Below are 16,466 nucleotides of genomic sequence, written 5' to 3'. Positions count from 1 at the left end.
CCGCCGAGGCGGGGACCTGAAGAGAAGAGAGAACACAATGAGCCAGCAGCACCGCGATCTGATCGAGCGCGACCGCAAGGTCACCTTTCACGCCTCCACCCACCTGCGCGACTTCGCCCATGGCGACGCGCCGGGCCGCGTAATCACCGGCGGCAAGGGCATCCACATCGTCGACAAGGACGGCCGCGAGTTCATCGACGGCTTCGCCGGGCTGTACTGCGTCAACATCGGCTACGGCCGCACCGAGGTGGCCGAGGCGATCTACCAGCAGGCGCTGGAGCTCTCCTACTACCACACCTACGTGGGCCACTCCAACGAGCCGCAGATCGCGCTGTCCGAGAAGATCATCGAACTCGCCGGCCCCGGCATGTCCAAGGTCTACTACGGCCTCGGTGGCAGTGACGCCAACGAGACCCAGCTCAAGATCGTGCGCTACTACAACAACGTGCTCGGTCGCCCGCAGAAGAAGAAAGTGATCTCACGCCAGCGCGGCTATCATGGCTCGGGGCTTGCCACCGGCTCGCTGACCGGCCTGAAGGCGTTCCACGACCAGTTCGACCTGCCGCTGGCCGGCATCCTGCACACCGAGGCGCCGTACTACTACCACCGCGCCGCCGAGCAGGAGGGCATGAGCGAGCGCGAGTTCTCCCAGTACTGCGCGAAGAAGCTGGAGGAGATGATCCTGGCCGAAGGCCCCGACACCGTGGCCGCTTTCATCGGCGAGCCGGTGCTCGGCACCGGCGGCATCGTGCCGCCCCCGGAAGGCTACTGGGAAGCGATCCAGGCCGTGCTGGCCAAGTACGACGTGCTGCTGATCGCCGACGAGGTGGTGTGCGGCTTCGGTCGCATCGGCGCCGACTTCGGCAGCCACTTCTACGGCATCAAGCCCGACCTGATCACCGTCGCCAAGGGCCTGACCAGCGCCTATCAGCCACTCTCCGGCGTGATCGTCGGCGACCGCGTGTGGAACGTGCTGGAGCAGGGCACCGGCCAGTACGGCCCCATCGGCCACGGCTGGACCTACTCCGGCCACGCCCTGGGCTGCGCCGCGGCGCTGGCCAACCTGGCGATCATCGAGCGTGAGGGGCTGACCCGCAACGCCGCCGAGACCGGCGCCTACCTGCAGCAGCGGATGCAGGCTGCCTTCGGCGACCACCCCATCGTCGGCAACGTGCGCGGGGTGGGCATGCTGGCCGCGCTGGAGTTCTCCGTCGACCCGGCCAAGCGTAAGCACTTCGATGCCGCGCACAAGGTCGGCGCGCGCATCGCCGCGGCGGCGCTGGACGAGAACCTGATCGCCCGCGCCATGCCCCAGGGCGACATCCTCGGCTTCGCGCCGCCGCTGGTGGCGACCCGCGCCGAGGTCGACGAGATCGTCGCCCGGGCCGAGCGTGCGGTGAACAAGGTCACCGACGAGCTGGTCCGTGAGGGCGTGGTCAAGGCCAGCATGTCAGTCAGCTGAACGCGCCTGAGCTGAACCCAATGGCCGCGGGGATCGAACCCGCGGCCATTTTCTTGGCCCTTGCCGGTAACCTTTTCTAGTCTGGAAACACCTCATCCCAACGAGCCGTAGAGTCTGACACGACATGTCGCAACCCCTGCACGGCGTCTCCCTCGCTTCCGTCTATCAGGCCCGTCGCCGCATTGCCGGTCAGGCGGCACGGACCCCGCTGGTCCGCTCCCGCGCGCTCTCCGAGCGCTTCGACGCCGATATCCTGCTCAAGCTCGAAACCCAGCAGCCCACCGGTGCCTTCAAGCTGCGCGGCGCCACCAACATGATCGCCGCGCTGATCGAGCGTCACGGCCGCGATGCCCTGGAAGCCGGCGTGGTCACGGCCTCTACCGGCAACCACGGTCGCGCCGTGGCCTTTGCCGCCTCCAGGCTCGGCATTGCCGCGACGATCTGCCTGTCGCGGCTGGTGCCGGCCAACAAGGTGGTGGCCATCGAGGCGCTGGGCGCCGAGGTGCGGCGCGTGGGCGAGAGCCAGGACGAGGCCTTCGGCGAGGTCGAGCGGCTGGTGGCCGAGCGCGGCATGACGCTGATTCCCCCCTTCGACGATCCCCTGATCGCGGCCGGGCAGGGCACCATCGGGCTGGAGCTGATGGAGGACGCGCCTGATCTCGACCGGGTCGTCGTCGGGCTCTCCGGCGGCGGGCTGCTGGGGGGGATCGGGGCGGCGGTGAAGGCCATTCGCCCCGAGACCCGCCTCACCGGCGTCAGCCTCTCCCACGGTGCGGCCATGTGGCAGAGCCTGCAGGCGGGGCGGCCCGTGGCGGTGGAAGAGGTCGAAAGCCTGGCCGACTCGCTGGGCGGCGGCATCGGCCTCGACAATCGTTGCACCTTCGGCCTGGTGCGCGAGGTGATGGACGACCACTACCAGGTCTCGGAAGTCGCCATCGCCCACGCCATGGTCGACATGCTCGAGCACGAGAAGCTGCTGGTGGAGGGCGCCGCCGCGGTGGGGTTGGCCGCCCTGGCCGAGCATGGCATCGAGGTGCGCGGCCAGCGGGTGGCGCTGATTCTGTCCGGCAATGGCGTGTCGCTGGAGACGCTGGATCGGGCGCGGAGCATGTGTGGGCGCTGATGTGATCAGAGACGAACCAGGAGGAAGGGATGGAGCTCTATCGGCGTGATGAGATCGAGGCGGCGGTGGGTATCGACGAAGATGCCCTGCGCCAGGTCGAGGCGGGGTTCGCCGCCCTGGGTCGCGGCGAGGTGGTGCAGCCGCCGATCCTGTCGATGGCCATGGAGGAGTTCAACAGCGAGGTCGACGTCAAGACGGCCCACATCAAGGGCTGGAAGCGCTATGCGATCAAGGTCAGCAGCGGCGCCTTCGACAACCCCAGGCGCGGCCTGCCGAGCCTGAGCGGGCTGATGCTGCTGTTCTCCGCCGAAACCGGCCAGGTCGAGGCGGTGCTGTTCGACGAGGGCTACCTGACCATGGTGCGCACCGCGGTGGCCGGGGCGATTGCGGCCAATCACCTGTCGCGGAAGGATAGCCGGCGGGTCGGCGTGATCGGTGCCGGCGAGCAGGCGCGGCGCCAGGTCGAGGCGCTGCGCCTGGTGCGCAACATCGACACCCTCGATGTGTGGACACGTCACCGTGAAAGTGCCGAGGCCTACGCCGACGACATGCGCCGCCAGGGCATCACCGTCACCGTGCGCGACAGTGTGCACGGCGCCTGTGCCCAGGCCGACATCATCATTACCGCCACCCCCTCGCGGGAGCCGCTGCTGCACGCCAGCGACCTGCCCGAGGGCGTGCATGTCACCGCCATGGGCTCGGACAGCCCCGACAAGCGCGAACTCGACGAGTCGGTGCTGACCCGGGCCGACGCCTTCGTCTGCGACAGCCGTGCCCAGAGCGAGCACAACGGTGAGCTCAAGGTTTTCGCCAATGCGGGGCGCGAGCCGCCGTTCAAGGTGCATGAGCTGGGGCGCGTGATCGCGCGGGGCGAAAACCTGCGGGTATCGGAAGCGGCCATCACCGTGTGCGACCTGACCGGTACCGGGGTGCAGGACACCGCCATCGCCAACTTTGCCCTGGCGCGATTGGCGCCATAGTGTGGTGGACCTCAACCCGGTCACCTTGAGCCCGCGCGCGGCAGACCCCATGCTGTGGCTAACAAAGCGAAACGAGGAGCACAGCAGATGGCAACGGTACTGGCCTTCGATGTCTACGGCACCCTGATCGATACCCACGGCGTGGTCACCGAGCTGGAGGAGCGGCTCGGCAGGGCCGGCAGGGGGGAAATGGCCGCCGAGTTCTCGCGCCGCTGGCGCGACAAGCAGCTGGAGTACAGCTTTCGCCGCGGCCTGATGGGAGCCTACGTGCCCTTCGGCCAGTGCACCCGCGAGGCGCTGGATTTCACCGATCGTGCCTTGCAGACACAGCTCACAGACGTCGACAAGGACCACCTGATGGCGGCCTATGGTCGCCTGCCGGCCTTTGCCGAAACGGTGAATGCCCTCGAACGCCTGGCTGCGAACGGCATGCGCTGCGTGGCCTTCTCCAACGGCACCTGCGACGCGGTCAGCGGTCTGCTGGAGCAGGCTGGCATCCTCGAGCGCTTCGAAGCGGTGATCAGCGTCGATGAGATCAAGCGCTTCAAGCCCGACCCGGCCGTCTACGCGCATCTGCGCAACCGCCTCGAGGTGGCGCCCGGCGATACCTGGCTGATTTCGAGCAATCCCTTCGATGTGATCGGCGCCCGCCATGCCGGCCTGCACGCCGCCTGGGTGCGGCGCAGCCTCGATGCGCCCTTCGATCCATGGGGCATCGAGCCTGACCTCACCGTGACCGATCTGGAGGCGCTTTCCGACCGCCTGAGCTGAGGGCTCTCCACCAGGCCAGGCTGAGGGCTCTCCGCAGGCCAGGCTGAGCTCATCTGCGCTGCTGGTACGCCTCGACCAGCCGGTAGCGCTCCTGCTCCTCGTAGAAGCTGGGGTCGTCGAACAGGTCGGGCTGGGCGTCGTCGAACATCATCTCCAGGGACAGTGGGCTGGTCTGGGTCATCGGCTCGAAGTGGGCGTTGCCGTGGACCAGGTCGGACACCTGGCGCCGACGATAGAGGGCGTAAGCGCCGAGCACGGCCAGCACCGCGGCGATGTAGAGCGGCAGCGTATGGGCCCCCAGGGTGCTCATCAGGGCACCGGCGAGAATCGGGGCCAGGGCGCTTCCCGCGCCCTGGGTCACCAGCATGTCCGCCGAGGCCGACACCACCTCTTCGGGGTGAAGCTGGTCGATCAACTGAGCCACCGCCAGCGGGTAGATGGCGAACGAGAAGCCGCCCCACAGGAAGAACAGCCCCATCAGTGCCGCCTGGTTGGGCGCGAAGGGCATCAGTGCCGCCAGCGCCGCGGCGGCGATCACCACCCAGGTCATCACCTGCGTGCGGTCGTGGTTGTCGGAGAAGCGACCGATGGGCAGCTGCAGCAGCGCCCCGCCCAGGATCGTCACGCTCATCAGCGTGCCCACGTCGGCGGCGCTCCAGCCCAACTGCCGCGCATAAAGCGGGGCCATGCCCCAGAAGGCGCCCATGGCCAGCCCCGACAGCACCGAAGCGGCGACGCACAGGGGAGCGAACCCGAGCAGTGCCTTGAGGCTGCTCCTGGCGTTCTCCGGTAGCGTCGGCTGCTGGCGCCGGGTCATGGTGATCGGCAACAGCGCCCAGCTGATCAGGATCGCCGTGACGGCGAAGAGCAGGAAGCTGCCGGGGGTGTCCAGGCGCAGGATCTGCTGGGCGGCGGCGATCGCCCCCAGGTTGACCAGCATGTAGGTGGCGAAGACCCGACCGCGTTCGTGGCTCGCCGCCTGCCCGTTGAGCCAGCTCTCGATCACCGTCATCAAGGTGACGAAGGCCAGGCCGTAGAAGAAGCGCAGTACGATCCACACCCAGGGGTCGACGAAGATGATGTGCAGCAGCGCCCCCGAGGCGCACAGCGCGGCGCAGAAGGCGAAGGCGCGAATGTGCCCGGCGCGGCGGATCAGGCGGCTGCTGACCCAGGTGCCGCAGGTGAAGCCGACGAAATAGGCGGACATGATCAGGCCGACGACCGTCGAGGAGAAGCCCTCGTCGGTGCCGCGCAGGGTCAGTAGGGTGTTGATCAGGCCGTTGCCGAGCAGAAGGAAGGTGACACTGAAGAGTAGGGATCTGACAGGCTGCAGCATCGCCCGCATTTAACCTCCTTGTGATCGTGGTGTTACCGGTCGGTGCCGCCTGGCGGTGGTGCCAGGCGACGAGGCCACCGCTTTCGTCCCCGGCCGGCTCAGGCCGGCCCGGCAGGAGTCAGCATGACCACTGCCAGCGGTGGAAGCGTCATCGTCAGGCTGGCGGTCTGGCCATGAAGGGGCGCGTCCTCGGCGTGCAGTTGGCCCAGATTACCCAGGTTCGAACCCCCGTAGCATTCGGCGTCGCTGTTGAATATTTCCTCCCAGCGGCCCGGCCGGGGCACGCCCAGGCGGTAGCCTTCACGGGGAATCGGCGTCAGGTTGGCAACCACCAGCATGGGCTCGCCCGCATGGCTCACACGCAGCCAGGCGAATACGCTGTTGGTCTCGTCATTGCTCACTATCCACGTGAAGCCCCAGGGCTCGCTGTCGCCCTCGTGCAGCGCCGGATATGCCCTGTAGAGGCGGTTGAGGTCGGTGAGTAGCCGTCGAACCCCGGCATGGCGTGGTTCGCCGAGCAGCGACCAGTCGAGTTCGCGGTCATGGCTCCATTCGCGCCACTGGCCGAATTCGCAGCCCATGAACAGCAGTTTCTTGCCCGGCTGGGACCACATGAGCGAGAGATAGGCGCGCAGGTTGGCGAACTGCTGCCACTCGTCGCCAGGCATCTTGCCGATCAGCGAGCCCTTGCCGTGCACCACCTCGTCATGAGAGATCGGCAACACGTAGCGCTCCGAGAAGGCGTAGACCATGGGGAAGGTCATGACGTGATGGTGAAAGCGGCGGTGTATGGGGTCCTCGCGGATATAGCTCAGCGTGTCGTGCATCCAGCCCATGTTCCACTTGTAGGCGAAGCCCAGCCCATCCTCGCCGGTGGGCCGGGTGACGCCGGGCCAGGCGGTGGACTCCTCGGCGATCACCATGGCGCCCGGGGCTTCGTCGGCGACGACTTCGTTGAGATGGCGCAGGAAGTCGATCGCCTCCAGATTCTCGTGGCCGCCGTACTTGTTGGGTATCCACTCCCCCTCGTTGCGCGAGTAGTTGCGATAGAGCATCGAGGCGACGGCGTCGACGCGCAGCGCGTCGACATGGAAGTGGCGCAGCCAGTGCAGCGCCGAGGCGAGCATGAAGCCGTGCACTTCACGTCGGCCCAGGTTGTAGATGAAGGTATCCCAGTCCTGATGGAAGCCCTCGAAGGGGTGCTCGTACTCGTAGAGGGCCGTGCCGTCGAAGCGCGCCAGGCCATGCGGGTCGGTGGGAAAGTGGGCCGGCACCCAGTCGAGTATCACGCCGAGACCCGCTTGGTGGCAGGCATCGACGAAACAGGCGAAGTCGGCCGGCGTGCCGAAGCGACCGCTGGGGGCGAACTGGCTCAGCGGCTGGTAGCCCCAGGAGCCGCCGAAGGGGTGCTCCATGATCGGCAGCAGCTCGATATGGGTGAAGCCCATCTCGAGCACGTAGGGAATCAGGTGCTCGGCCAGCTCCTGCCAGCGGTAAAGTTCGCCGTTGTCGCCACCGTGCTTGCGCCACGAGGCGGCATGTACTTCGTAGACGGAAATGGGCCGGTCCGGTGCCTGCGCCGAGCCGCGACGGGCAAGCCACTCCTCGTCGTGCCAGACGAAGGGGGTGGTGTCGGCCACCACGGAAGCCGTACGGGGAGGTGTCTCGGTGGCGAGCGCCACCGGATCGGCCCGCAGTCCGAGCGCACCGTGAGCGTCGAGGATCTCGTACTTGTAGGCCTCTCCCGGGCCGATGCGTGGGATGAACAGCTCCCACACCCCCGCGGGGTGGCGCAGGCGCATCGCATGGCGGCGCCCATCCCAGCTGTTGAAGCTGCCCACGACCGAGACTCGGCGAGCATTGGGCGCCCACACGGCGAAGCGAACCCCGCTGACACCCTCGATCGCCATGGGCTGCGCCCCCAGGCACTGCCCCAAACGACGATGCGTGCCTTCACCGATCAGGTAGAGGTCCATTTCGCCGAGCAGCAGGCCGAAGCCGTACGGGTCCTCGGTGAGCTGTTCGCCGCCGGGCCAGCGGATGCGCAGGGTATAGGGGGCCGCATGGGGCAGCCAGGCGGCGAACAGTCCCGGGATCTGCATGGCGGTCAGGCAGCAGCGGAAGCTGCCGTCCTCGCGGTCGAGCACGTCGACCCCCAGGGCGCCGGGAAGGAAGGCTCTCAGGAAGTGAACACCCTCGCGCTCCTGGACACCCAGGATCGAGAACGGGTCGCCGTGGGTGCCACGCGCCAGGGCCTCGGCCTCTTCCTCCGGCAGCCACAGGCGCCTGTCCGGCATGGGCCTGGCGGTGAAGTCATTCATAGGGCTCTCCTTCGCTCAACTGCTCCACGATCGCTGCCAGGCCACGCAGTGGCACGCCTAGCCAGGCAGGACGATTGGAAATTTCGTAGGCGATCTCGTACGCGGTCTTCTCGAGCACGAACAGGTCCACTGCGGCAGCCGCGCCCGCCGGATGCTGCCACTCATGCGGCAGCAGCTCGGTGGCCTGCCAATAGGCATTGAGGAATGCCTGGCGAGCGCGCAGCAGGCAGCGTTCCGCCACCTCGTGCCCGCCGTCGGCCATGACCATGTCACCTTCGCCACTGGGCGGTATCTCTTCCACTCGAGCGAAGGCGTAATCGAACGAGCGCAGCATTCCCGCGACGTCCCGCAGCGGGCTGTCCTTGGCTCGCCGCTCCTTCAGCGGCCGATCGGGCTCGCCTTCGAAATCGATGATGTAGGCATCGTCATGCGCCACCAGCACCTGGCCGAGGTGCAGGTCGCCATGGATCCGGGTGAGCAGACTGCCCAGGGCGAGAGCGGCGATAGTATCGATGGCGGCCGTGAGCGTATCGCGGCTGGCCAGCACCTCGCCTATCAAGCGTTGTTCGGCCTCGGCGCACTCCGGCCGGTGGCGCTCGAGCAGCGCCAGGGCTTCTTCGACGCGCTCCCGCACCCGTCGTGTCCACTGTTCGACATGGTCCTGCGTGGCAAGCTCGGGGCGGAACGCCGGGTCGTCGCTGGGGGAGGCGAGTACCGCATGCATCTCGCCCAGCCGCTTGCCCAGGGTGACGGCAAAGGCCTCGAGCTCCTCGCAGGCGCCGTAGCCCGACTCCTCGAGCAGGCGGTCCTGCCCCAGTTCCTGGTCCGCTGTGGCCTCACGCACTGCGCGCGCCAGCGTGGCACGCGACCAGGCCCAGGCATCGCCCTGGTTGTCGATGAAGCTCTGCAGCAGCATCAGCGTCTGGGGCACCCCCTTGGCGTCGAAGCGGGCCACTTCGCCTTGCAGGGCCGCTATGTGGGAAAAGCCGCGTTCGGTGAGATAGCGGCCGATCTCCGCCTCGGGATGCAACCCCGGCTCCACCCGTCGCAGCAGCTTGAGTACCAGTTGACGACCGATGACGATCGAGCTGTTGGACTGTTCCACGCTCTGCTGTTCCACCTCGGGGGACTCGGGCAGCTCCAGCTCGCTGAACACCGCGGTGGGCAAGAAGCGGATCTCGCCGACGTCGCACGGCAACTTGACGCATCGGCGCATGGCATCGACCACCGCCAGGCCAAAGGCGTCCAGCGTCAGGGCATCGGTCAGCAGCCCCACTTCATGGAAGCGGCGCACACGGGCCATGGCGAGCTGCTGGGGGAGGGCGCTGGTCTGCTCTTCCTCGCCGAGAAACGCCAACGGCAACTGGTAGCGATCGGTTCCCTCGGCGTGCTGGACCTCCAGTTCCGCGATCAGCAGGCTGTGCTGGCTATGCTCGAGGCGGGCCACGTAGAGCAGGCGCACCTGGTCGATGCGGGCCTGTTTGGTGGCGAACCAGCGTCGCTTGGGCAGATAGCTGGGCAGGGTCTCGCGCTCGAGCAACTGACGCGCCGGGGCCTGGAAGATCTCCTCGAGACGCCGCTTGATGATCAGCGTGACGTATTCGGGCATGGGCTCGGGTACCGGCACGTGCCATTCCGGCATGGCGGAGGGCGGCGCCAGCAGGAACCAGAAGAAACCGTAGGGCGGCAGGGTGAGCAGATACGGCACGCGCCCGATCGGCGGAAAGGCGCTGCCGCCGACCATTTCCACCGGGACCTGGCCAGAGAAGGGGGACAGGTCGAGCTCCACGGCCTGGGCGGTACGCGCCATGTTGGCCACGCACAGCAGCGTTTCGGTATCGCCGTCGTCCAGTGTCATTTCGCGAAGGTAGGCGAGAATGTGTCGGTTGGCCGGATAGAGTGGCCGCATGGTGCCGCGGCTGAAGGCGCGGTGCTGGGCGCGCACCGCGAGCAGGCGTCGCATGCTGTTCAACTGCGAGTGCGGATCGCGCAGCTGGGATTCGACGTTGACGGCCTGGTAGCCGTAGAGCGGGTCCATGATCGCCGGCAGCACGAGACTTGCCGGATCGGCCCGGGAGAAGCCGCCATTGCGATCCACCGACCACTGCATCGGGGTGCGCACCCCGTCGCGGTCGCCCAGGTAGATGTTGTCACCCATGCCGATCTCGTCGCCGTAGTAGAGCACTGGCGTGCCCGGCATCGACAACAGCAGGCTGTTGAGCAGCTCGACCCGCCGGCGGTCGCGCTCCAGCAGCGGTGCCAGGCGCCGGCGTATTCCCATGTTGATCCGCGCCCGGCGATCGGCGGCATAGTGGTTCCAGAGGTAGTCACGCTCCTTGTCGGTCACCATCTCCAGCGTCAGCTCGTCGTGGTTGCGCAGGAAAATGGCCCACTGGCAGTTGGCCGGTATCTCCGGGGTCTGGCGCAGGATGTCGGTGATGGGAAAACGATCTTCCTGGGCCAGCGCCATGTACATGCGCGGCATCAGCGGAAAGTGGAACGCCATGTGGCACTCGTCGCCGTCGCCGAAGTAGGGCCGGGTGTCCTCCGGCCACTGGTTGGCTTCGGCGAGCAGCATGCGGTCCGGGTAGCGTTGGTCGATCACCGCGCGAATCTTCCTGAGCACCTGGTGGGTTTCGGGAAGGTTTTCGTTGTTGGTGCCCTCACGCTCGACCAGATAGGGAATGGCGTCCAGACGCAGGCCATCCACCCCCATGTCGAGCCAGTACTCCATGACCTTGAGGACCTCGTCGAGCACCTGGGGATTGTCGAAGTTGAGGTCGGGCTGGTGCGAATAGAAGCGATGCCAGTAGTAGGCGCCCGCCACCGGGTCCCAGGCCCAATTGGAAGTCTCGGTATCGAGGAAGATGATGCGCGTCCCGGGGTATTTCTGGTCGGTATCCGACCAGACATAGAATTCCCGCTCCGGTGAGCCGGGCGGCGCGCGCCTGGCGCGCTGGAACCACTCGTGCTGGTCGGAGGTGTGGTTGATGACCAGCTCGGTCAGGACGCGCAGCCCGCGACGGTGCGCCTCGTCGATGAAACGGCGGGCATCCTCCAGCGTGCCGTAATCGGGGCTGACGCCGGTATACTCGGCGATATCGTAGCCATCGTCGCGACGTGGCGAGGGGTAGAACGGCAGCACCCAGATCGTGTTCACCCCCAGGCCGACGATATAGTCGAGTTTCTGGAGCAGCCCCTCGAAGTCGCCGATACCGTCGTCGTTGGCGTCGAAGAACGACTTCACGTGCACCTGGTAGATCACGGCATCCTTGTACCAGAGGGGGTCGTCGAGAAATGCCATGGTATCGACGGCATGGGTCTCGCTGCTGGCGTCCATCATTGTCGTGTCCTCCCTGCGTTCACCGAGGCTAGCGGACCGGGCGAATGCGCCAGATGGCGAACGGAAGATGGGCCGGATCGAGGCGCATCGACTGCCACTTGCCCTGCCAGGTCCAGCGGTAACCGCTCATCAGATCCTCTCCGTGCAGTGCCGCCTCGTCGGGTAGACCGAATTCCCAGAGCGGCAGCTCGAATGCCCCTTCCTGGGGTTCGAACGGGTCGAGGCTGACGGCGATGAGGATGAAGTTGTCCCGCGTCTCGGTACGCTTGCCGAAAAACAGCAGCCGGTCGTTGTGTACCGGATAAAAGGCCAGGCCCAGGTGGGTCTGCAGCGCCGGATTCTCGCGGCGGATGCGATTGAGCTGGGCGATCTCGTAGCTGATGTTGCCGGCGGCGGTGTAGTCGCGTGGGCGGATCTCGTACTTCTCCGAATCGAGGTACTCTTCCTTGCCGGGCACCGGCTCGCCCTCGCACAGCTCGAAGCCCGAATACATGCCCCAGGCGCCGGCCCCCAGCGTGGCCAGCGCCGCCCGCACCAGGAAGCCGGGGCGCCCCGACGATTGCAGGAAGTAGGGATTGATGTCCGGTGTGTTGACGAAGAAGTTGGGGCGAAATCCCTCGCGCAGCGGTGAGGCGTTCAGCTGCTCGAGGTACTCCGTCAGCTCCGGCTTGGTATTGCGCCAGGTGAAGTAGGTGTAGCTCTGGGTAAAGCCCAGCTTGCCCAGGCGCAGCATCATGTTGGGCCGCGTGAAGGCTTCGGAGAGGAAGATGACCGAGGGGTCGCGGTCGCGAATGTCGGCGATCAGCCACTCCCAGAAGGGCAGCGGCTTGGTGTGCGGGTTGTCGACGCGGAATATCTTCACCCCCTCGTCGACCCATCCCTGTACCACGTCGCGCAGCTCGACCCACAGGGACGGTATCGCCTCCTCGGCATAGAAGTCGACGTTGACGATGTCCTGGTACTTCTTGGGCGGATTCTCCGCATAGCGGATGGACCCATCGGGTCGCCATGAGAACCAGCCGGGGTGCTCCTTGAGCCAGGGATGATCGGGCGAGCACTGGATGGCGAAGTCAAGCGCGACCTCCAGGCCATGATCGGCTGCTGCACGGACCAGATCACGAAAATCATCTCGCGTGCCCAGTTCAGAATGAATCGCTTCATGTCCTCCCTCCTCGCTGCCGATGGCATAGGGGCTGCCGGGGTCGTCCGGTCCGGCTTCGAGCGTATTGTTGGGACCCTTGCGGTGCGTGAGTCCGATGGGGTGGATGGGGGGAAAGTAGAGCACGTCGAAGCCCATGTCCCGGATCAGCGGCAGGCGCTTGTGCACATCCTTGAACGTGCCGTGGCGCTGGGGGGTGTCGGTCTCCGAGCGTGGGAACAGCTCGTACCAGCTCGAAAAACGGGCCTTGGGCCGCTCCACGTCAAGCGGGTAGATGGCGTCGCTGCGGGTCAGGTGGGGGCGAGCGTCTGCCTCGTGCATCAACTGCACCATGTCGGCGTCGAGCAGCAGGGCGACACGCTCGGCATCGGAGCCGAGCAGTCGGAAGCGCTCATGGCTGGCCTCGAGCGCCTCCCTGAGCTCGCCTTCGCTGCGCTCGATCGCCCGGACGAGCTCACGCCGGCCCTCCTCGAGCTCGAGGCCGACCGGCACGCCGGCCTGATGCTTCTTCGACAGCTCGTGGCAGTAGGAGGCGTAAGTGTCCCACCAGGCTTCGATGAAAAAGCGGTGCCGCCCGATGCCGCGCGGGGTGAAGCGTCCCTCGAAGATGTCCAGTCCCGCCGGATGGGCCGGCTGCATGGGCTCGCGATGTCGGCGGTCGGTGGCGTCGTACCAGCAGACCGCCGCCGCCAGGAGATCGTGGCCGTCGGCGAAGATCCTCGCCGTGACCTTGACCGGCTCGTCGACGATGGCCTTGGCGGCGAACCGCCCCTGGTCCAGGGTCGGCTGGACCGACTCGATGGCGATGCGAGGCGCCTGGACGGCCGCCTGGACGTGGCTTGGGTCCTGCCCGTGTGCCGAGCTGCCGACGGGCGCCGTTAACGGAGTTGAACTCATCGCATGTTCCTCCTTTGTCGCAACGCTCGGCCAGGTCCCTCGGCCGATGTTCTCTCACTCCCCGCGATTCACGGGGCCGGCCTCCTGCAGCAGCTCGACCAGCACCAGCGAGCGACCGTCCATGGCGTACTCCTCGCCGAAGGCCCTCAGGGTGTTGTCCGGCGCCGGGCTGCGGCTGGTATCGAGACGGCACACCCAGCCGCTGCCGCGCGGCACTTCGGGCAGGCGAAAGGCGATGGGGTCTGGGTTGGCGTTGAACAGGATCAGCAGCGAACGGTCGTCGCCGGCGCGACGGATGCCCGAGGGCCGCGCACGGCCGTCGAGCAGCAGGCCGAGGCTGCGCGCCTGGGGATCTTCCCAGCGCTCGACGTCCATCTCGCTGCCGTCGGGCGCCAGCCAGGTCACCTCCTTGAGCCCCATCTCCTCGTTGTATTCGCCGGAGAGAAAACGCCCTCGACGCAGGATGGGGTAGTGCAGCCGCAGGCGGATGAGCCGGCGCAGGTAGTCGATCATGTCGTGGGCGTCGCCCTCGAGATTCCAGTCGACCCAGCCGATCTCGTTGTCCTGGCAGTAGGCGTTGTTGTTGCCGCGCTGGGTACGCAGCAGCTCGTCGCCGGCGAGCAGCATCGGCGTGCCCTGGGAGAGCAGCAGCGTGGCCAGGAAGTTGCGGATCTGGCGCAGGCGCAGCGAGCGAATCTCGGCGTCTTCGGTCGGCCCCTCCTCGCCGTGGTTCCACGACAGGTTGTGGTCGTGGCCGTCCTGATTGTCCTCGCCGTTGGCCTCGTTGTGCTTGTCGTCGTAGGCCACCAGGTCGTGCAGCGTGAACCCGTCGTGGGCGGTGACGAAGTTGACCGAGGCGAAGGGGCGGCGGCCGCGGCGATCGAACAGGTCCGCCGAGCCCATCAGGCGTGAGGCGAACTCCGCCAGCTGGCCTTCGTCACCGCGCCAGTAGGCACGGCTGCTGTCGCGGAAGCGGTCGTTCCACTCCGCCCAGCCGGGGGGAAAGCCGCCCACCTGGTAGCCGCCGGGGCCGCAGTCCCAGGGTTCGGCGATCAGCTTGACCTGGCTCAGCACGGGGTCCTGACGACAGGAGTCGAGGAAGCCGCCGCCCTCGTCGAAGCCGTGGGGCTCGCGGCCGAGGATCGTCGCCAGATCGAAGCGGAAGCCGTTGATGCGCATCTCGGTGGCCCAATAGCGCAGCGAGTCGGTGACCATCTGCAGCACCCGCGGGTGGCTCAGGTTGAGCGTGTTGCCGGTGCCGGTGTCGTCGATGTAGTAGCGCGGCTCCTCGGGCAGCAGCCGATAGTAGCAGGCGTTGTCGATGCCCTTGAACGACAGGGTCGGGCCGAGTTCGTTGCCTTCGGCGGTGTGGTTGTAGACCACGTCGAGGATCACCTCGAGACCGGCGGCGTGGTAGCAGGCCACCATCTGCTTGAACTCGTTGATGTTGTCGCCCGAGAGATAGCGCGAATGGGGAGCGAAGAAGCCCAGGGTGTTGTAGCCCCAGTAGTTGCGCAGCCCGCGCTCGAGCAGGTGCTGGTCGTCGACGAAGGTGTGGATCGGCAGCAGTTCCACCGACGACACCCCCAGCGAGCGGATGTAGTCGACCACCTCGTTGACCATCAGCCCCGAGAAGGTGCCGCGCAGCGGCTCGGGAACCGCCGGATGGCGCATGGTATAGCCGCGCACGTGGGTCTCGTAGAGTACGGTGCGGTCCCATGGCTGCTGGACGAAGGGAGAGCGGCCCCAGGTGAAGGCGGGATCGATCACCCGGCAGCGCGGCACGAACGGAGCGCTGTCGCGGGTATCGAAGCTGAGGTCGCCGTCGGGATGGCCGAGAGTGTAGCCGAACAGCGCCTCGTCCCAGGTCAGCTCGCCCACCAGCTGCTTGGCGTAGGGATCGATCAACAGCTTGTGGGGGTTGAAGCGATGGCCCTCCTCCGGTGCGTAGGGGCCATGGACGCGGTAACCGTAGAGCTGGCCGGGCCTGGCATCCGGCAGGTAGCCGTGCCACACCTCGTCGGTGTACTCGGGCAGCTCGATGCGCTCCAGTTCCTGGTGGCCGGTCGCGTCGAACAGGCACAACTCGACCCGGGTGGCATTGGCCGAGAACAGGGCGAAGTTCACGCCCAGCCCATCCCAGGTGGCGCCCAGCGGAAACGGCGCGCCCTCGCGCACCCGAGAACGGCGGATCACGCCGGGAGACTCGTCTGCCGTCGCTGCCCGGTCGTCGCTGCGCCAGTCTTCCCTCGTATTCATGCCTGCCTTCCTTGTGGTTCGAGGAGGATGCGCCATCCGTCACTCGCTCCCGGAGCCGCTGCGACCGCCGCGCTTGCGTGCCTTGTCGCCCTTGGCTGCGGCAGAGGGCTTGCCGCTCGTCGCCGTGGAGGGTGAACCGGCCTTGGCCGTGGTGGCGGACCGGGCGGCGCCGCGGCGTGACGTCTTGCCCTCCGGTGCCGCCGTCTTGCCCGGCACTTGTGACGTGTCGCTGGCATCGGCGGCGGTCAGTCCATCGTCGTCGCGACGTGGCTGGCGCCGGCGACGCATGGTGGCGGATTCCTCCGGCAGCGGCTCCAGCGGCCCCGCCGAGGGCTCGGGGGAAGTGGCCGGTGCATCCGCTCCGCCCCGGTTGGCGACGTCCTGATCCTGGGCGCCGGTGGCGGTGGCCTGCTCCGCCGGCAGCGGTCGGGTCGAGGCCGCCGTGGGTTCGGGCTCGTTCGTGGCCGGCCCGGGGCTGGCGCGATCCTGCACCGGCGGGTCGCGCCCCACGTCGCGGTCGTCGCGGTAGGGCAGCTCATCGAAATCGGGCTCGCCGTCGGGGGAGTCCAGCGGCAAGCGATTCTCCTGGATGCCGGTCTCGTCGTCCTCCAGCGGCAGGTCGTCCTCGAGCAGGGGCGGCTCGTCCACCGGTTCGCCGACCTCCTCCAGCTCGGCGTCGACGCCTGCTTCCTCTTCGGCGATGACGATCTTCAGCGCCATGTCCCAGTGACGCTGCTGCTGGCCCTCGGGGCGTCCCTCCGACTCCCAGATCTGGTAGGCCAGGTTCCGTACGCGCTCTTCGTCAGCCATCCTAG

The 16,466-nt window shown here is 67.2% G+C and carries 10 protein-coding genes; 4 read left to right on the top strand and 6 right to left on the bottom strand.

Annotated features, from left to right (window positions below; translation table 11 throughout):
• Window positions 1-37: 37 nt before the first annotated feature.
• From I4484_RS15820 to I4484_RS15805, 4 genes are all read left to right on the top strand, one after another.
• On the top strand, window positions 38-1,462 hold the full coding sequence (locus I4484_RS15820; RefSeq protein ID WP_197448195.1) for an aminotransferase: 1,425 nt from the start codon (window positions 38-40) through the stop codon (window positions 1,460-1,462).
• Between the two features lie 124 nt (window positions 1,463-1,586).
• Window positions 1,587-2,585: a hydroxyectoine utilization dehydratase EutB gene (gene eutB / locus I4484_RS15815; protein WP_197448194.1), complete on the top strand. Its 999-nt coding sequence runs from the start codon at window positions 1,587-1,589 to the stop codon at window positions 2,583-2,585.
• Between the two features lie 29 nt (window positions 2,586-2,614).
• A complete protein-coding gene (locus I4484_RS15810; RefSeq protein ID WP_197448193.1) occupies window positions 2,615-3,565 on the top strand; it encodes a cyclodeaminase in 951 nt (316 codons plus the stop codon).
• A gap of 87 nt (window positions 3,566-3,652) precedes the next feature.
• Window positions 3,653-4,336 carry a haloacid dehalogenase type II gene (locus tag I4484_RS15805; protein ID WP_197448192.1) on the top strand — a complete coding sequence of 228 codons (684 nt, stop codon included), beginning with the start codon at window positions 3,653-3,655 and terminating at the stop codon, window positions 4,334-4,336.
• Window positions 4,337-4,385: 49 nt separating this feature from the next.
• Here the strand turns inward: I4484_RS15805 and I4484_RS15800 are convergent, their stop codons facing one another.
• The 6 genes from I4484_RS15800 to I4484_RS15775 all read right to left on the bottom strand — a co-directional run bounded on the left by I4484_RS15800 (window position 4,386) and on the right by I4484_RS15775 (window position 16,461).
• Complete coding sequence (locus tag I4484_RS15800) at window positions 4,386-5,681, bottom strand: MFS transporter (protein ID WP_197448191.1); 1,296 nt, start codon at window positions 5,679-5,681, stop codon at window positions 4,386-4,388.
• 89 nt (window positions 5,682-5,770) lie between these two features.
• Window positions 5,771-7,993: a 1,4-alpha-glucan branching protein GlgB gene (gene glgB / locus I4484_RS15795; RefSeq protein ID WP_197448190.1), complete on the bottom strand. Its 2,223-nt coding sequence runs from the start codon at window positions 7,991-7,993 to the stop codon at window positions 5,771-5,773.
• Window positions 7,986-11,336: a maltose alpha-D-glucosyltransferase gene (gene treS, locus I4484_RS15790; protein ID WP_197448189.1), complete on the bottom strand. Its 3,351-nt coding sequence runs from the start codon at window positions 11,334-11,336 to the stop codon at window positions 7,986-7,988. Before treS ends, glgB begins: the two co-directional genes overlap by 8 nt.
• A gap of 28 nt (window positions 11,337-11,364) precedes the next feature.
• Window positions 11,365-13,392, bottom strand: coding sequence for an alpha-1,4-glucan--maltose-1-phosphate maltosyltransferase (locus tag I4484_RS15785; protein WP_197448188.1), 2,028 nt, complete (start codon window positions 13,390-13,392; stop codon window positions 11,365-11,367).
• A 54-nt stretch (window positions 13,393-13,446) separates the two neighbouring features.
• The gene (gene glgX, locus I4484_RS15780) at window positions 13,447-15,651 is read right to left on the bottom strand and encodes a glycogen debranching protein GlgX (RefSeq protein ID WP_197448187.1); all 2,205 of its coding nucleotides are present in this window, start codon (window positions 15,649-15,651) and stop codon (window positions 13,447-13,449) included.
• 39 nt (window positions 15,652-15,690) lie between these two features.
• On the bottom strand, window positions 15,691-16,461 hold the full coding sequence (locus I4484_RS15775) for a DUF2934 domain-containing protein (protein ID WP_197448186.1): 771 nt from the start codon (window positions 16,459-16,461) through the stop codon (window positions 15,691-15,693).
• Window positions 16,462-16,466 lie beyond the last annotated feature (5 nt).

Source organism: Halomonas sp. SS10-MC5, assembly GCF_015992245.1.
Taxonomy (GTDB): domain Bacteria; phylum Pseudomonadota; class Gammaproteobacteria; order Pseudomonadales; family Halomonadaceae; genus Halomonas; species Halomonas sulfidoxydans.
This window is presented reverse-complemented; position numbering and strand designations above follow the sequence as displayed.